Below are 16171 nucleotides of genomic sequence, written 5' to 3' on the forward strand. Positions count from 1 at the left end.
GTATCGATGAACCCGCAGGTGGAACGTACTGAAATCCTGGTCATCGGCGCCGGCCCGGCCGGCTCCGTGGCCGCCGCGATGCTGCGCAGGCAGGGCCGCCAGGTGCTGATCCTGGAGCGCCAGCAGTTTCCGCGCTTCTCGATCGGCGAGAGCCTGCTGCCGCAGAGCATGGAGTACATCGAGGCCGCCGGGCTGCTGCAGGATGTGGTGCAGGCCGGGTTCCAGTACAAGAACGGCGCCGCGTTCGTGCGCGGCGAAGCGACCACCGAGTTCGACTTCCGCGACAAGTTCTCGCCGGGCTGGGGCACCACCTACCAGGTGCAGCGCGCCGACTTCGATGATGTGCTGGCGCGCGGTGCCGAGCGCATGGGTGCCACGCTGCGCTTCGGCGATGAAGTGCTCTCGGTGCAGCCCGGCCGCCCGGCACAGGTGCAGGTGCGCCGCCCGGATGGCAGCGAGTACACCATCGAGGCCGGTTTCATCCTCGACGCCAGCGGTTTCGCCCGGCTGCTGCCGCGCCTGCTGAAGCTGGAGTCGCCGTCGAACTTCCCGGTGCGCGGCGCGATCTTCTGCCACGTGCGTGACCACATTCCGGCCGGCGCGGGGTTTGACCGCAACAAGATCCTGATCACCACCCATCCCGAGCACGTGGACGTGTGGTACTGGACGATTCCGTTCTCCAATGGGTGCTGCTCGCTGGGCGTGGTCGCCGAGCCGAGTTTCTTCGAGCGCTACCCCGGTACCGATCTGGAGAAGCTGCAGGCCATCGTCGGCGAAGACCCGAACCTGACCCGCCTGCTCAGCAACGCCGAATGGGCGGTGCTGCCGGTGCGCACCATCACCGGGTACTCGGCCAATGTCTCCTCGTTGTGGGGCGAGGGCTATGCGCTGCTGGGCAATGCCGGCGAGTTCCTGGACCCGGTGTTCTCCTCGGGCGTGACCATTGCCTTCAAGTCGGCGCAGCTGGCCAGCGAGTGCCTGGCGCGCGAGCATGCCGGTGAGACGGTGGATTGGGAGCAGGCGTTCTCGGTGCCGCTGCGCGCCGGGGTGAAGACCTTCCGTCGCTTTGTCGAAGCCTGGTACGCCGGTGGCTTCCAGAAGATCATCTACCATCCCGATCCGCAGCCGGAGGTACGCCGCATGATCTCCTCGATCCTGGCCGGCTACGCCTGGGACACGCAGAACCCGTATGTTGCCGATGCCAGCGGCCGGCGCCTGCGCGTGCTGGAGGAACTGTGCAGCGCCTGATCCTGACCCTGTTGCTGAGCCTGCTGCTGGCCGCGTGTGCCAGCACCCGCATGCCCACACCGCTGGTGCAGCTGCCCACGCTGCAGCTGGCGCCGTCGGCATTGCCGCAACCGGTGCAGCTGCAGCAGCGCCTGCAGTTCCGCTTCGGCAGCCACCAGCGAGAGCTGGATGCGCTGCTGGAAGTGGATGCCGAGCAGGTGCGGCTGGCGGTGCAGGCGATGGGCCAGACCGGCGTGCGCATGGTCTGGGACGGGCAGCATCTTGAACAGACCCGTGCCCCATGGCTGCCGCCGCAGGTGCGCGGCGAGCGCGTGCTGGACGACCTGCAGTTCGCGTTGTGGCCGGCGGCGGCGATCCGTGCCGCGCTGCCCGCCGGCTGGACCCTGCAGGAGACCGATGGCGTGCGCAGCCTGGAGCAGGGCGGCAAACCCTGGCTGGTGCGCGACAGCCTCCCCGACGGCCGCGTGCGCCTGCGCAACCTGGCCGAGGGCTATGAACTGGTGATCGAATCGATGGACATGGGGCAGGGCCAAGAGTGAGCAGTAGCGCGGTCTATCTGAACGAGCTGGGGGTGATCTGCGCGCTGGGTGCCGACCGCGCCCAGGTACGCGACGGCCTGTTCGCGGCGCAGCCCGGCGGTTTGCGCGACAACGCTGAGATCCTCCCCGGGCGCACGCTGGCGCTGGGCGAAGTGCATGCGCCGCTGCCGGACCTGGCCGCCTTGCCGGTGGCCCTGCGTGGCCGCAACAACGGCCTGCTGGAGGCCGCACTGGAGCAGATCCGCGAGGGCATCGCTGCCGCCGTGGCCCGTTTCGGTGCCGATCGCGTGGCGGTGATCATCGGCACCAGCACCTCCGGCATCGGCGAATCGGAGAATGCACTGCGTACGCATCACCGCGATGGTGTGTGGCCGGCCGATTTCCATTACGCCCAGCAGGAAATGGGCACCGCCGCGCGCTTCGTGCGCGAGCGGATCGGCAGCACCGGCCCGGCGTGGACGATCTCCACCGCATGCTCGTCCAGCGCCAAGGCGCTGATGTCGGCCGCGCGCCTGCTGCAGGCCGGCGTGGTCGATGCCGTGGTGGCCGGTGGCGCCGATTCGATGTGCCGGTTCACTGTGGCCGGGTTCAGCGCATTGGAGTCGGTCTCGGCGGCGCGCTGCAATCCGTTCTCCGTCAACCGCAACGGCATCAACATCGGTGAGGGCGCGGCGCTGTTCCTGATGACCCGCGAGCCGGGCCCGGTGCGGCTCTCCGGCTGGGGGGAATCCTCCGATGCGCACCACATGTCCGCGCCGGATCCGCAGGCACGCGGGGCGATCGATGCGATGCAGCAGGCGCTGGACCGGGCCGGCCTGACGCCCGCGCAGATCGACTACGTGAACCTGCACGGCACCGCCACCGGCCACAACGATGCGATGGAAAGCCAGGCGGTCGCCGCCGTGCTTGGCACGCAGGTGCCGGCCAGCTCAACCAAGCCGCTGACCGGGCACACGCTGGGTGCCTCCGGCGCGATCGAAGCGGCGCTGTGCTGGATGACGCTGGCCGACAACCCCGACCAGCAGTTGCCCACCCACTGGTGGGATGGACAGGCCGATGACGCCTTGCCGGCACTGGCGCTGGTGGCGCCGGGGACGCGTGCCGCGCAGCCGCTGCAGCACGTGCTCAGTCACTCATTTGCCTTTGGCGGCAGCAATGCCGTGCTGGCACTGGCCAAGGGATGAGCATGCCGCTGCCCCCCGACATCGACGCCGTGCTTCCGCACCGCGACAGCATGCGCCTGATCCACCGCGTGGTGGCCTGGCAGGACGAATCCATCGCGGTCGAGGTGGACGTCCCGACGCAGGGTCTGTTCTGCACCCCCGACGGCGTGCCCGCCTGGGTCGGGGTCGAATACATGGCCCAGGCGATTGCCGCCTGGGCCGGCTGCCGCGCCTGGCAGACCGGTGCGGAACCCTCGATCGGCTTCCTGCTCGGCAGCCGTCGTTACACCGCCCACCGGCCATACTTTGCCGCCGGCAGCTGCCTGCGGGTGGAGGCGAACTGCGAGCTGTTGGGCGAGAATGGCCTGGGCATGTTCGCCTGCCGGATCCTGGCGGACGATATCGAAGTGGCAGTTGCCAACGTTTCCGTGTTCCAACCCACGGATGCAGCGGCTTATCTGGAGAGTGGAGAGGCATGACAGGGAATTTGACCGTGCTGGTGACCGGCGCCAGCCGTGGCATCGGCCGTGCCGTGGCGCTGCGTTGCGCGCGCGACGGCTTCGACGTGGTGGTGCATTGCCGCAGCCGCATCGAAGACGCACAGGCCGTGGTGACCGAGATCCAGGCGCTGGGCCGGCAGGCCCGGGTGCTGATGTTCGATGTGGCCGACCGCGATGCCGCGCGCACCGCGCTGGAAGCGGACATCGCCGAGCACGGCACCTATTACGGGGTGGTCTGCAATGCCGGCATCGCCCGCGACGGTGCCTTCCCGGCGATGCCGGCCGAGGATTGGGATACGGTCATCCACACCAACCTGGACAGCTTCTACAACGTGCTCCACCCACTGGTGATGCCGTTGGTGCGCCGGCGCAAACCGGGCCGCATCGTGACCTTGTCCTCGGTGTCCGGCCTGGTCGGCAACCGTGGCCAGACCAACTACAGTGCGGCCAAAGCCGGCATCATCGGTGCCACCAAGGCGCTGGCGCTGGAGCTGGCCAGCCGCGCGATCACCGTCAACTGCGTGGCCCCCGGGCTGATCGAGACCGAGATGGTCAATGAAGAAGTCGTCGAGCACGCGCTCAAGCTGATTCCCGCCAACCGCCTGGGCCAGCCGGAAGAGGTCGCTGCGGCCGTGTCCTTCCTGCTCTCCGAGTCGGCCGGCTACATCACCCGCCAGGTGATCTCGGTCAACGGAGGCATGGTCTGATGGCCGGCTCCGATCGTCGCGTGGTGGTGACCGGCGCCGCTGCCATCAGCCCGCTCGGGCAGGATTGGGCGAGCATCCGCGCGCGCCTGCAGGCGCGGACCAACGCGGTGCGCTACATCCCCGAGTGGGAAGTGTTTGATGGCCTCAATACCCGCCTGGCCGCGCCAGCCGAGGATTTCGAGCTCCCGGCCAACTACAACCGCAAGACCACCCGCAGCATGGGCAAGGTGGCGGTGATGTCGGTGCGTGCCACCGAGCTGGCGCTGGAGGCAGCCGGCCTGGTCGGCCACCCTGTGCTGCGCAGTGGCATGGCCGGCGTGGCCTACGGCTCGTCCTCGGGCAGCCACGAGGCCACCGCCGAGTTCGGCCGCATGCTCCATGAGCACACCACCGAAGGCATCAGCGCCACCACCTACCTGAAGATGATGAGCCACACCTCGCCGGTGAACATCGGCGTGTTCTTCGGCTTGTCCGGCCGCGTCTACACCACCTCCAGCGCCTGTACCTCGGGCAGCCAGGGCGTGGGTTCGGGCTATGAAGCGATCCGCAGCGGCAAGCAGACGGTGATGGTCACCGGTGGTGCCGAGCAGCTTGATGCCACCGCCGCGGCGGTGTTCGACACCCTGTTCGCCACCAGCGTGCGCAATGACGCGCCGCAGACCACGCCCAGCCCGTTCGATGCGCACCGCGATGGCCTGGTGCTGGGCGAGGGCGCCTGCACGCTGATCCTGGAAGAGCTGGAGCATGCACAGGCGCGTGGTGCCACGATCCTGGCCGAAGTGGTCGGCTACGGCACCAACAGCGACGGCCAGCACGTCACCCAGCCCAGCGCCGGCACCATGGCCCAGGCGATGCGGCTGGCATTGGAAGACGCCGACCTGGCCGCCGATCGGATCGGCTACGTCAACGCGCACGGTACCGCCACCGAGCACGGCGACATCGCCGAAACCCAGGCCACCCACCAGGTGTTCGGCCCGGGCATGCCGATCAGTTCGCTCAAGAGCTACGTCGGCCACATGCTCGGTGCCTGCGGCGCGTTCGAGGCCTGGCTGAGCATCGAGATGATGCGTGACGGCTGGTTCGCCCCGACCCTGAATCTGCACGAGGTCGATCCGCGCTGCGGCGTGCTGGATTACATCGATGGCGAAGGCCGCGCGTTGCAGACCGACTACGTCATGAGCAACAACTTCGCCTTCGGTGGCATCAACACCTCGTTGATCTTCCGCCGCTGGCAGGACTGACCGCTGTTTCCGGCCTGCCGTGCGGGCCGGCCGTTTCCGTAGACCCCTCGCGTCCCACCAACAAGGAGAAAGTTGAATGCGTCGTTTTGCCCTGATGGCCGCCACCGCCCTGCTCGCCGTCGCCGGCACCGCCCAGGCCCGCGATACCCGCGTGGAGCAGTCGCTGCATGAGCTGGTCAATTCCGCCGAAGCCCGCAACGTCGGCATCGACGGCAGCGTGAAGTTCTATCTGGCCGGCGAGAAAGTCAGCGTGCTGCAGCGCCTGGGCGAGGATGTGACCAACAAGAAGACCAACGCCGCCAACAAGAGCGATGCCGACGCTTGCCGCTGGGTGGCCCTGTCGGCGCTGCGCGCGCTGCAGGACGGTGCCAAGTCGCGCGGTGCCAATGCGGTGGTCGACATCGTCAGCTATTACAAGAAGAACGAGTTCAAGAGCACCACCAACTACGAATGCTATGCGGGCGCGATCCTGGCCGGCGTGGCACTGAAGGGCACCTACGCCAAGGTGAAGTAAGCAGACACGGCCACCGCCTCACCCGGCGGTGGTCGGCTGACCCCTGCCCAGGCCGCCGCAGATACGCATTCATCACGGCGGCGCGGGCAGACTGCAGCGGCGCCCAGCTGAACGACATCGCGACATTGATGAACCTGACGCTGTCGCGCGACGGAAAACCGACGGTGGACAGTGCACGCGGCTTTCACCTGTGCCGGCTTTCCTCCACAATCATTGTCATTCACTACCCTGGGCAAAGCCCTGCGGCATGCAAGCCTACGTCTATAAAAGCCAACGCAAGCAGGACAGCTTCGTCTATCTCGCCGTTCGTGATGACTTCTCGGTCATCCCTGACGCGGTAAAGGCCTCGCTGGCGCCGTTCCAGTTCGTTCTCGAAGTGGCCCTGACTCCCGACCGTCGCCTTGCCCAGGTCGATGCCGCACAAGTGCGCCAGAACCTGACCGAGCGTGGATTCCACCTGCAGCTGCCGCCGCCCCCGTTGGCGCCGGTCCGGTTCCCGCGACGCAATGACTGACTCCCAACGCCCTCGCGCTGTTGCCTCCGCTGCCGCGCTCGGTGTGCTGCTGGCCCTGGCCGCGGCCGTCGGTGGCGTGCCCGGTGCGGTGTGCGCCGCGCTGGCCCAGCCGGCGTTCGCGCTGGCGGTATCGTGGTGGCGCCGGACGCGCCCGCTGCAGCCATTGCCCCAGGTGGCCCGCCACGACGCGCCCGCGCTGTTGGTGCTGTGGTCCCTTGGCCCGCTGCTGCTGACGCTGCTGGTGGCCTGGCCGCTGAGCGCACTGCACGACAGCGGCAGCCTGGCCGCCGTGCTTGGCCTGAGCGTGGCGGTCAGTGCCGCGCTGCTCGGGGTCTGGCGAACCTGGCCGTTGTGGAATGACGTGGAACGCAGCGAGGGCAGTCTGGCCCGGCATTGGCAGACCCTGGCCGGGCGCGACCTGACCGCCTGGCGCGGCTTGGCCGTGGCCGCACTGGTGGTGCTGGTGTGCGCGCTGGTGGTGCTGCCGGCGTGGCCGGGCCTGGTGTCGGACGCGCTGCATTGGCCGATCGCCGCTGCGGTCGTGCTGCTCTCGCCCTTGGCGCACGTGCTGCTGCAGGCGATCGCGCCGGCGACGAGCCTGGGTGCGCCGGTGCCGGCCGAGACGCGCGGTGACCGCGCCGATCCCTTTGCCGAGCCATACCCCGAGCCCAAGCCGCTCGAATCGATCGGCCTGCACGAACAACAGCCGGCGCTGTATGACGCCGCGCGCAGCGGCCGGGTCGACCGCGCCCTGCAGCTGCTGCAGGCCGGCGCCGATCCGCACGGCCTGCCCGACCCGGCCTGGCGCGACCAGCGCAGCCTGGCGGTGCTCGCCGCGGTGCTGCCTGACCTGCGGCTGCTGCGTGAACTGATTGCCCGCGGCGTCGGGGTCAATGCGCCGCACCGCGGCATGACCCCGCTGCTGGCCGCCACCCGCGACAGCTGGCACGGCCGCCCCGAGGCGGTGATGACCCTGCTCGCCAACGGCGCCGACCCGCGTGCAGTGGACAGCGAAGGCAACACCCCCCTGCACCACGCCGCGCGCAGCTCCGATCCCGGCGTCGCCGCGTTGCTGCGCGACGCCGCTGCCGAAGTGGACGCGCTGAACGACGATGGCTGGTCACCGCTGGCGGTGGCCTGCCAGGTGGGCAACTGGCGCCTGGCCAAGTTCCTGCTGGAACGCGGGGCCAAGACCGAGCCGGCCGAGGGAACGCCCGTGCTGCTGGCGGCCGCGGGCACCGAAGAAGACGATCCCGCCGGTGTGCAGCTGCTGCTCAAGCACAAGGCCCGCGCCGATGCGCGCGACCGCCAGCGCCGCAGCGCGCTGCACGAAGCCGCGTTGGCCGGCCATGTCGACATCATCGATGTGCTGCTCGCCGCCGGCGCCAATCTGGAAGCCCGCGACGGACTGGCGCGCACGCCGTGGCTGGAAGCCGCGCGCGGTGGTCGGGCCGGCGTGGTCGAACACCTGCTGCCGCACCACCCCGATCTCAATGCGGTTGATGGCGAAGGCCGCAACGCGGTGCTGCTGGCCTGCATGGCCGACAACGTCTCGCCACTGCTGGTGCGCCGCCTGCGTGATCTGGGCATCGCCGTGGACGTGGCCGACCCGCAGGGCCGCCGTGCCGTGGATATCGCCGCCGGTGCCGGGCGCTGGGCGATCGTCTCGCTGCTGGATCCCGCCTATCCGCTGCCGTCCGCGGTCAGCGATGGGCTGGTGATGTCCGGCGACGGGGACACGGCCTCGCCCTCGCTGCCGGACCGTCCGCCACTGGAACTGCTGCGTGAAGCGCTGAGCTTCGGCAACGTGGAGGGCATGGCCGCGCTGGCCCGCCTGTGCGCGCCGGAGGAACTGGGTGCGCTGCTGCACGACGCCGAACTGGCGCTGGATCCGCAGGCGCTGGACTGGCTGCTCGCGCACGGCGCGGCGCCGGAAGTGCTGGATGCGTGCGGTGATACCCCGATGTTCGCGCTGCTGGCGCGGGGCATCGACGCGGTGCCGGCGCTGCAGGTGCTGCTGCGCCGTGGCGTGTCCCCGGCCGGTCGCGGTGGCCTGGCGCGTCTGCTGAGCGCCTGCGCCCAGCACGACCACGCCTCACGCGGGCTGGAACAGCTTGCCCTTGAACTGCTGGAACGCGGCGCGGATCCGTTCGCGCCATCGCCGGCCGGCGATCCGCCGCTGTCGCTGGCCGTGCGGCTGGGCTGGCTGCGGCTGCAGCAGGCGCTGCTCACTCAAGGCGTGGACCGCGAAGCGCGCGACAGCCATGGCATGACCGCCCTGCATCTGGCCACCGCGCTCGCGCGCGAAGGCTCGATCAAGCTGCTGGTGCAGCAGGGCGCCTCACCCGAAGCCCGCGCCGCCGACGGCCAGACCCCGCTGGGCGTGGCGCTGTCGATCGGCCGCCGCGATCTGGCCGACTGGCTGGACTGGCGGGTGTGGCCGCTGCCGCGCCGCGCGTTGCGCGACGGCGACCTGCCGGCGGCCGCGATGGCCGGTGACGCCGATGCCGTGCGTCGCCTGATCGATCTCGGTTTCGCCGTGGATGTGGTCGACGCCCAAGGCTGCACCGCGCTGCTGCGTGCCGCCGGTGGCGGGCACCTGGCCGTGGTCGACCTGCTGCTCACCCGTGGTGCGAATCCGCAGCACGCCGCGGCCAGCGGTGCGACGCCGCTGTCGGCGGCGGTCAGCATGCGCCAGATCGATATCGTCTCGGCCCTGCTCGATGCCGGTGCCGAACTGGAATACCGCCTGCCGGGCGGGGTCACCGTGCTGATGCTGGCCTCGGCGCTGGGCCTGCCGGACATTGTTTCGCGTCTGCTCACCGCCGGTGCCAACGTCCATGCGGGCGATGCCCAGCAGCTCGGCCCGCTGCACTGCGCCGCGCTATACGGTTTCAGTGCGCGCGACCGCTCGCGTCTGCTGGCCCTGCTCGACACCCTGCTGCTGGCCGGCGCCGAACCGGACCAGGCCGCCGCCGGCTCGGTCACGCCGTTGCTGCTGCTGCTCGGCGCCCGCGCCGAACCGGGCACCGCCTGCGACGAGCAGATCGTGCTCGCCGCGGTGGAGCGCCTGCTGGACGAAGAGGTCTCGCTGGACGTGCGGGATCCGCGTGGCTTCGGCCCGCTGCATCTGGCGGCCCTGCACGGCCTGCCGCTGCTGGTGCAGCGCCTGCTGCGTGCCGGCGCCGACCCGGACGTGCGCGACGCACTCAACCGCAGCCCGCGCGAGATCGCGGTGATGCGTGGTTTCATCGACGTCGCCGGCGAATTCGAACCGCTGGTACCGGGCGTGTCCTCGATGGCCCGGTTCCTGCGCGATAACGGCTGAGCCCCGCCTGGTAGTGCCGGCCGCTGGCCGGCAGCGCTCAATGAGGCACGGGCAGGTGCACCTGCAGGTTCATCAACGCGGCGGGTTGCCGTCCACACCCTTCCCATCACTCTCCGCATCCGCCTCGAACAGATGCATCAGGTCCGCGCGCGCATCGCGCGAGGTCTGGATCACCGCCGCTTCGTCGTCGTAGACCAGGTACTGATCGCGCAGCAGCTTCTCGTCATGCTCGCGGAAGCGCTGCACATGGCTGCGTGCGGTCTCCACCGACATGCCGAGCGCGATCAGCATCCGTTCGCTCAGTTCCAGGCTGGTGCCGAACACCTCGCGGAACGGCTCGGCGGACATGTCCATCAGCCGCCACGCATGCTGGCGGTTGCGTGCGCGCACCAGCACCACCGCATCGGGATACATGCGCCGGATAAGCCGCGTGGCCCGCATGTTGGCGTCCGGATCATCCAGTGTGACCACGTAGACGCGGATGTGCTCGCCGCCGGCGGCGCGCAGCATCTCCGGCCGGGTGGGGTCGCCGTAATAGAGTTTGTTGCCGAAGCGGCGCAGGTCCGAGACCGTATCCGGATTGGACTCCAGCGCCACGAACGGGATCTTCTGCGCGGTCAGCAGGCGCGCCACCACCTGGCCGAAGCGGCCCATGCCGGCGATCATCACCTGCGGCTGTACATCGGTGATGTCGACCTTGTCGGCGGGCTGGGCCGGCGCCTTGGGACCGTCATCGCGGCCCAGCAGGCGGATCAGGCCGATCATCAACAGCGGCGTGATCGCCATCGACAGGCCGACGATCGCCACCAGCCGATCATGGTTGGCACTGCCAAGCAGGTGCGCGCGCTGGGCTTCGTTGAACACCACGAAGGCGAACTCGCCGCCCAGCCACAGCACGCTGCCCAGCAGCACCGCGTGGCGCGTGCGCAGCTTGGCCAGCTTGCCGATGCCGAACAGCAGGCCGAACTTGACCACCAGCAGGATCGCCACGCCGGCGGCGATCATCATCGGCTCGGCGACGATGCGGTCCAGGTCGATGCCCATGCCCACGGCGATGAAGAACAGGCCGAGCAGCAGGCCCTTGAACGGTTCGATCTGCGATTCCAGCTCGTGGCGGAATTCCGAATCGGACAACAGCACACCGGCCAGGAACGCGCCCAGGCTCGGGCTCAGCCCGGCCTCCTGCATGAACCATGCGGTGCCGAGCACGACCAGCAGCGCGGTGGCGGTGAACACCTCCGGGCTGCGCGTGCGCGCGATGATGTTGAACAGCCGGCGCAGCACCGGCCGTCCGCACAGGATCACCACCGCCAGCGCGCCGATCGCGATCGCCACGTCGTTCCACTGCAGAGTGTCGTTGCGCGCACCGCCGAGCAGCGGAATCGCCGCCAGCAACGGGATCGCGATCAGATCCTGGAAGAGCAGGATGGCGAAGCCCAAGCGCCCGTAATCGCTGTTGATCGCTTTGTGTTCGGACAGCAGCTGCAGCCCGACCGCCGTGGAGGACAGTGCCAGCGCGATGCCGACGATCAACGCGCTCTTCCACTGGAAGTGATCCAGCATCAGCAGGCTGCCCAGCACGAGGGCACTCAGCGCGACCTGCAGTGCGCCGGCACCGAACACCGAGCGGCGCATCACCTTCAGGCGGGCGGGCGACAGCTCCAGGCCGATCACGAACAGCAGCATCACCACGCCGATCTCGGCGGCGCTGAGGATGCGGTCGGCGTCCTGCACGAAACCCAGGCCATCCGGGCCGAGCACCACGCCAGCCGCCAGATAGCCGAGCACCGCGCCCAGGCCGAGTTTCTTGAACACCGGCACCGCGATCACCGCGGCCAGCAGCAGCACCAGGGCCAGCTCGAGCGCGCCGCTATGCATGGGGGAACCTGCTCATGGGGGTGTGTGCCGTGCGGGTGGAATGCTTCCCCGGCAGCCGGGGCCTGTGGCCGGGCCACGCAGCATTATGCGGCCGCGACGGGTGCCGAAGGCGACTGCCACCGGAACGGCGTCCCGCACAAGGGTTGACCTGCGTCACACCCGGGTCCAGACTGCCCGCCGCTGCTGGCGTCCGCCGTCGGCAGTAAACCCTTCCGGAGTCCCCAACCCATGTCCAGCGACAGTAGAAGTCGACCTTGCTCGACGCCAGCGATGGCCACCGCCTGACACGGGTCGGTTCGCCAGCGTTGGCGTCGCGCAATGCGATACCCACAGGCGAATACGATGAACCAGAAAGACCTGCTGCGCCCGGTGGCCGATGCCGCCTCGTTGAGCGCACCCCTCGATAATTTCAACACCGCCGATGCGGTGGAATTCCTCAACACGCTGAGCCTGTCGCGCGCCGCCGACACGCTGGCCGCGTTGCCGTTGCCGCGCGCGGTGAAGATGCTCGAGCAGCCCGAGCTCAACCGCGGCGGCGATCTCGTGGCGGCCATGCCGGTGGCCCGCGCCGCCGCCCTGCTCGGGCTGATGGCCGATGACCGCGCCACCGATATCGTCCACGAGCTGGACGAGGACGAGCGCGCGCGCCTGATCCCGCTGCTCAGCCCGGAGGCGCGCAAGGCGATCCAGCAGTTGCTGAGCTACCCGGCGCACACCGCCGGCGCGCTGATGACCACCGAGTTCGTCAGCGTGCCCTCGGACTGGACGGTCGGCCGCACCCTGCAGCACATCCGCGAGGTCGAGCGCACCCGCGAGACCGTCTACGCGATCTATGTGCTGGACCCGCACACCCGCGCGCTGGTGCAGGTGGTGACCATGCGCCGGCTGATCACCGGGCTGCCCGAGGAACCCATCCTCGACGTTGCCCAGGTCAACCCGCCGGTAACGGTGGAGGTGCAGCTGGATCAGGAAGAGGTGGCGCAGCTGATCCGCCGCCACGACCTGCTCGCGATTCCGGTGGTCGACGCGCAGCACCATGTGCTTGGCATCGTTACGGTGGATGACATCCTCGATGCCCTGATCGAAGAATCCACCGAGGACGTGCACAAGTTCGGCGGTATGGAGGCGCTGGAAAAGCCGTACATGCAGATCGGCTTCTTCGAGATGCTGCGCAAGCGGGCCGGCTGGCTGAGCGTGCTGTTCCTCGGCGAAATGTTGACCGCCAGCGCGATGCAGCACTACGAGGACGAGCTGGCACGCGCGGTGGTGCTGACGCTGTTCATCCCGCTGATCATGAGCTCGGGCGGCAACTCCGGCTCGCAGGCCACTTCGCTGCTGATCCGCAGCCTGGCCCTGCGCGAGCTGCGCCTGCGTGACTGGTGGAAGGTGGCGCTGCGCGAGGTGCCGACCGGCATCACCCTGGGCGCGATCCTGGGCGTGCTGGCGATCATCCGCATCGTGTCCTGGCAGCTGCTGGGCCTGCACGACTACGGCGAGCACTGGCAGCTGCTGGCACTGACCATCGGCGCGGCCCTGGTCGGCATCGTCACCTTCGGCTCGCTGTCCGGCTCGATGCTGCCCTTCATCCTCAAGCGCCTGGGCTTCGACCCGGCCAGCGCCTCGGCCCCGTTCGTGGCCACGCTGGTCGACGTTACCGGCCTGGTCATCTACTTCAGCATCGCCGCGATGATCCTGCGCGGCACCCTCCTTTGACAGGGACGGGGGGTGGTTAATAACCACCCCCGTCCCTGTTACTGTCTGATCGCATGAGCACCTACCACCTGCAAGCCGTCTTCCGCCCGCAGTCGGTCGCCGTGATCGGCGGCAGCCCACGTGAACGCTCCGCTGGCCGCGCAGTGATGCGCAATCTGCGCGGCACCGGCTTCACCGGCAAGGTGGCCTGGATCAATCCGCGTTACAGCGAGATCGACGGCATCCGCACCGTGAAGCGGCTCAAGGATCTGGACTGGGTGCCCGAGCTGGTGGTGATCACCGCCCCGGCCAGCATCGTGCCGCAGGTGGTGGCCACGGCCGCCGAGCGCGGTGTCAGCGCGGCGATCATTCTGACGGCCAACCTGGGCGAAGGCCCGGGCTCGCTGGCCGCGCAGGTGGAGGCCGCCGCCCGGCCCAAGGGCCTGCGTATTCTCGGCCCGCACTGCCTGGGCGTGATCGCGCCGCATGCACGCTTGAACGCCAGCATCGCCGCGCACTTCCCGCAGGCCGGCGATCTGGCCCTGATCTCCGAATCCAGTGCGATTGCCGCGGCCCTGGTGGAGTGGGGCGTGGCGCGCTCGGTCGGTTTCTCCGCCGTGGTCTCGCTCGGCGACACCCTGGATGTCGACTTCGGCGATCTGCTCGATTACTTCGCCACCGATTACCGCACCCGCGCGATCCTGCTGTACGTCGAGCACATCCGCGATGCGCGCAAGTTCATGTCCGCCGCGCGTGCCGCTGCGCGCGCCAAGCCGGTGGTGGTGGTCAAATCCGGCCGCCACATCCGCATCAATCCCGATGCCGATACCCACGTGCAGGCGCTGGCCAGCGCCGATGCGGTGTACGGTGCGGCATTCAACCGTGCGGGCCTGCTGCGCGTCAGCGCGCTGGATGAGCTGTTCACCGCGGCCGAAACACTGGGCCGGCTCGGCACCTTCCCGGGCCGTCGCCTGGCGATCCTGAGCAACGGCGGTGGGGTGGGGCGGCTGGCGGTGGACCAGCTGCTGGCCCTGCGCGGCAGCCTGGCCGAGCTGTCGCCGGCCACCGTCGCCCAGCTCGATGCGGTGCTGCCGCAAGGCTGGTCGCGCAGCAATCCGGTCGACATCGTGGTCGATGCCGATGGCGACCGCTACGCCGCGGCGATCGAAGCGCTGATGTCCGATACCGAGAATGACGCCGTGCTGGTGGTCAACGTGCCGACCGCGTTCACCTCCTCGGCCGATGCCGCGCAGGCCCTGACCCGCACGCTCGGCCTGCGCCCGCGCCACCACCGCGACAAGCCGGTGTTCGCGGTGTGGCTGGGCAACGACGATCGTGCCACCGCCACGCTCAATGCCGCGCGCGTGCCGACCTACCCGACCGAAGCGGAGGCCGTGCGCGGCTTCCAGCATCTGGTGCGCTACCGCGACGCGCAGGCCGCGTTGATGGAAACCCCGCCCAGCCTGCCCGAGGATTTCGTGGTCGATACCGCCGGGGCGCGCGCGCTGGTGGAGACCGCACTGGCCGCCGGCCAGCAGTGGCTGGACCCGATCGCCACCCACCAGCTGCTCAGCGCCTACGGCATTCCGTCCGCGCCGGTGATGCAGGCCCGTGATGCCCACGAGGCGATGGACCTGGCCCAGCCATTGCTGGAGCAGGGCGCCACGGTGGCGATCAAGGTGTTCTCGGCCGACATCCCACACAAGTCCGATGTCGACGGCGTGCGTCTGAACCTCGGTACCCTGCAATCCGTGCATGCGGCGGCGACCTCCATCATCGCGCGCGCGCATGAAAAGCGGCCCGATGCGCGTATCGATGGCGTGCTGGTGCAGCCGACCATCGTGCGGCCCAAGGCGCGTGAGTTGATCGCGGGTATCGCCGATGACCCGACCTTCGGCCCGGTGATCGTGTTCGGCCGTGGCGGCACTGCGGTCGAAGTGATCGACGACAAGGCGATCGCCCTGCCACCGCTGGACCTGCGCCTGTCGCATGAACTGATCGGCCGCACGCGGGTCTCACGCATCCTCAAGGCGTACCGCGATGTTCCGGCCGCCGACGAACGCGCGGTTGCGCTGATCCTGGTCAAGCTCGCCCAGCTTGCCGCCGACATCCCCGAGATCCGCACGCTCGACATCAATCCGCTGCTGGCTGACCGCGACGGCGTGATCGCACTCGATGCGCGCGTGGCGATCGAACCGTCGCGCAAACTGCACAAGGGCCGCGGCCACCCCCGTTTCGCGGTGTTTCCGTACCCGAAGGAGTGGGAGCGCACCATCACCCTGTCCGACGGCGCCCCCGCCTTTGTACGCCCGGTCCGCCCCGAGGACGACGCGCTGTTCCGTGCCTTCTTCGCGCGCGTCACCGATGACGACCTGCGGCTGCGCTTCTTCCAGTCGGTGAAGCACTTCAGCCACGAGTTCATCGCGCGCCTGACCCAGCTCGACTACGCGCGTTCCATCGCGCTGGTGGCCATCGACCCGCGCAGCGGCGACATGCTCGGCGCGGTGCGCCTGCACGCCGATGCGGACTACGACCGTGGCGAGTACGGCATCCTGATCCGCTCCGACCTCAAGGGCCACGGCATCGGTTGGCGGTTGATGGCGATCATGATCGAGTACGCGCAATGGCTGGGCCTGAACATCATCGAAGGCCAGGTGCTGCGCGAGAACAGCACCATGCTGGCGATGTGCCAGAGCCTGGGCTTCAAGACCCGGCTCGACCCGGACGATTCGACGGTGATGGTGGTGACCCTGCCGGTGCAGGACGTACAGGTGCCGCAGGCGCCCGATCCTGCAACGCACTGAGCCGATCGCGGTACGGCGCGTGCACGTGGGCGGGGCGACAATA

12 protein-coding genes are annotated in these 16171 nt (G+C 69.2%); 11 read left to right on the forward strand and 1 reads right to left on the reverse strand.

Annotated elements, in window-relative coordinates; translation table 11 throughout:
- Window positions 1–6 precede the first annotated feature (6 nt).
- From ABE571_RS02695 to ABE571_RS02735, 9 genes are all read left to right on the forward strand, one after another.
- Window positions 7–1248 (forward strand): NAD(P)/FAD-dependent oxidoreductase, encoded by a 1242-nt coding sequence (locus ABE571_RS02695; protein WP_313209496.1) that lies wholly within the window; start codon window positions 7–9, stop codon window positions 1246–1248.
- Window positions 1236–1787 (forward strand): DUF3261 domain-containing protein, encoded by a 552-nt coding sequence (locus ABE571_RS02700; protein WP_313219313.1) that lies wholly within the window; start codon window positions 1236–1238, stop codon window positions 1785–1787. Before ABE571_RS02695 ends, ABE571_RS02700 begins: the two co-directional genes overlap by 13 nt.
- Window positions 1784–2971 (forward strand): beta-ketoacyl-[acyl-carrier-protein] synthase family protein, encoded by a 1188-nt coding sequence (locus tag ABE571_RS02705; protein WP_346465673.1) that lies wholly within the window; start codon window positions 1784–1786, stop codon window positions 2969–2971. The genes ABE571_RS02700 and ABE571_RS02705 overlap by 4 nt, the downstream gene beginning before the upstream one ends.
- Window positions 2972–2973: 2 nt before the next feature.
- Window positions 2974–3429: a hotdog family protein gene (locus ABE571_RS02710; RefSeq protein WP_313209488.1), complete on the forward strand. Its 456-nt coding sequence runs from the start codon at window positions 2974–2976 to the stop codon at window positions 3427–3429.
- Window positions 3426–4157 carry a 3-ketoacyl-ACP reductase FabG2 gene (locus ABE571_RS02715; protein ID WP_346493138.1) on the forward strand — a complete coding sequence of 244 codons (732 nt, stop codon included), beginning with the start codon at window positions 3426–3428 and terminating at the stop codon, window positions 4155–4157. Before ABE571_RS02710 ends, ABE571_RS02715 begins: the two co-directional genes overlap by 4 nt.
- The gene (locus tag ABE571_RS02720; RefSeq protein WP_346481585.1) at window positions 4157–5398 is read left to right on the forward strand and encodes a beta-ketoacyl-ACP synthase; all 1242 of its coding nucleotides are present in this window, start codon (window positions 4157–4159) and stop codon (window positions 5396–5398) included. The genes ABE571_RS02715 and ABE571_RS02720 overlap by 1 nt, the downstream gene beginning before the upstream one ends.
- A 76-nt stretch (window positions 5399–5474) precedes the next feature.
- Complete coding sequence (locus tag ABE571_RS02725) at window positions 5475–5912, forward strand: excinuclease ATPase subunit (protein WP_313209482.1); 438 nt, start codon at window positions 5475–5477, stop codon at window positions 5910–5912.
- Window positions 5913–6159: 247 nt separating this feature from the next.
- Entirely contained in the window at window positions 6160–6426 is a 267-nt protein-coding gene (locus tag ABE571_RS02730; RefSeq protein WP_019185480.1) for a YcgL domain-containing protein, read from the forward strand.
- The gene (locus ABE571_RS02735; RefSeq protein WP_346493139.1) at window positions 6419–9754 is read left to right on the forward strand and encodes an ankyrin repeat domain-containing protein; all 3336 of its coding nucleotides are present in this window, start codon (window positions 6419–6421) and stop codon (window positions 9752–9754) included. The genes ABE571_RS02730 and ABE571_RS02735 overlap by 8 nt, the downstream gene beginning before the upstream one ends.
- Before the next feature lie 72 nt (window positions 9755–9826).
- Here ABE571_RS02735 and ABE571_RS02740 read toward each other — a convergent pair whose 3' ends face one another.
- Window positions 9827–11632 (reverse strand): monovalent cation:proton antiporter-2 (CPA2) family protein, encoded by a 1806-nt coding sequence (locus ABE571_RS02740; protein WP_313209476.1) that lies wholly within the window; start codon window positions 11630–11632, stop codon window positions 9827–9829.
- A gap of 342 nt (window positions 11633–11974) precedes the next feature.
- Between ABE571_RS02740 and mgtE the strand changes: the two genes are divergently transcribed.
- Together mgtE and ABE571_RS02750 are read left to right on the forward strand one after the other, a co-directional pair.
- Entirely contained in the window at window positions 11975–13345 is a 1371-nt protein-coding gene (gene mgtE / locus ABE571_RS02745) for a magnesium transporter (RefSeq protein WP_070469987.1), read from the forward strand.
- Between the two features lie 53 nt (window positions 13346–13398).
- The gene (locus ABE571_RS02750) at window positions 13399–16128 is read left to right on the forward strand and encodes a bifunctional acetate--CoA ligase family protein/GNAT family N-acetyltransferase (protein WP_313219320.1); all 2730 of its coding nucleotides are present in this window, start codon (window positions 13399–13401) and stop codon (window positions 16126–16128) included.
- Window positions 16129–16171: the final 43 nt, after the last annotated feature.

It is taken from the genome of Stenotrophomonas sp. TWI273, assembly GCF_039674765.1.
Lineage (GTDB): Bacteria > Pseudomonadota > Gammaproteobacteria > Xanthomonadales > Xanthomonadaceae > Stenotrophomonas.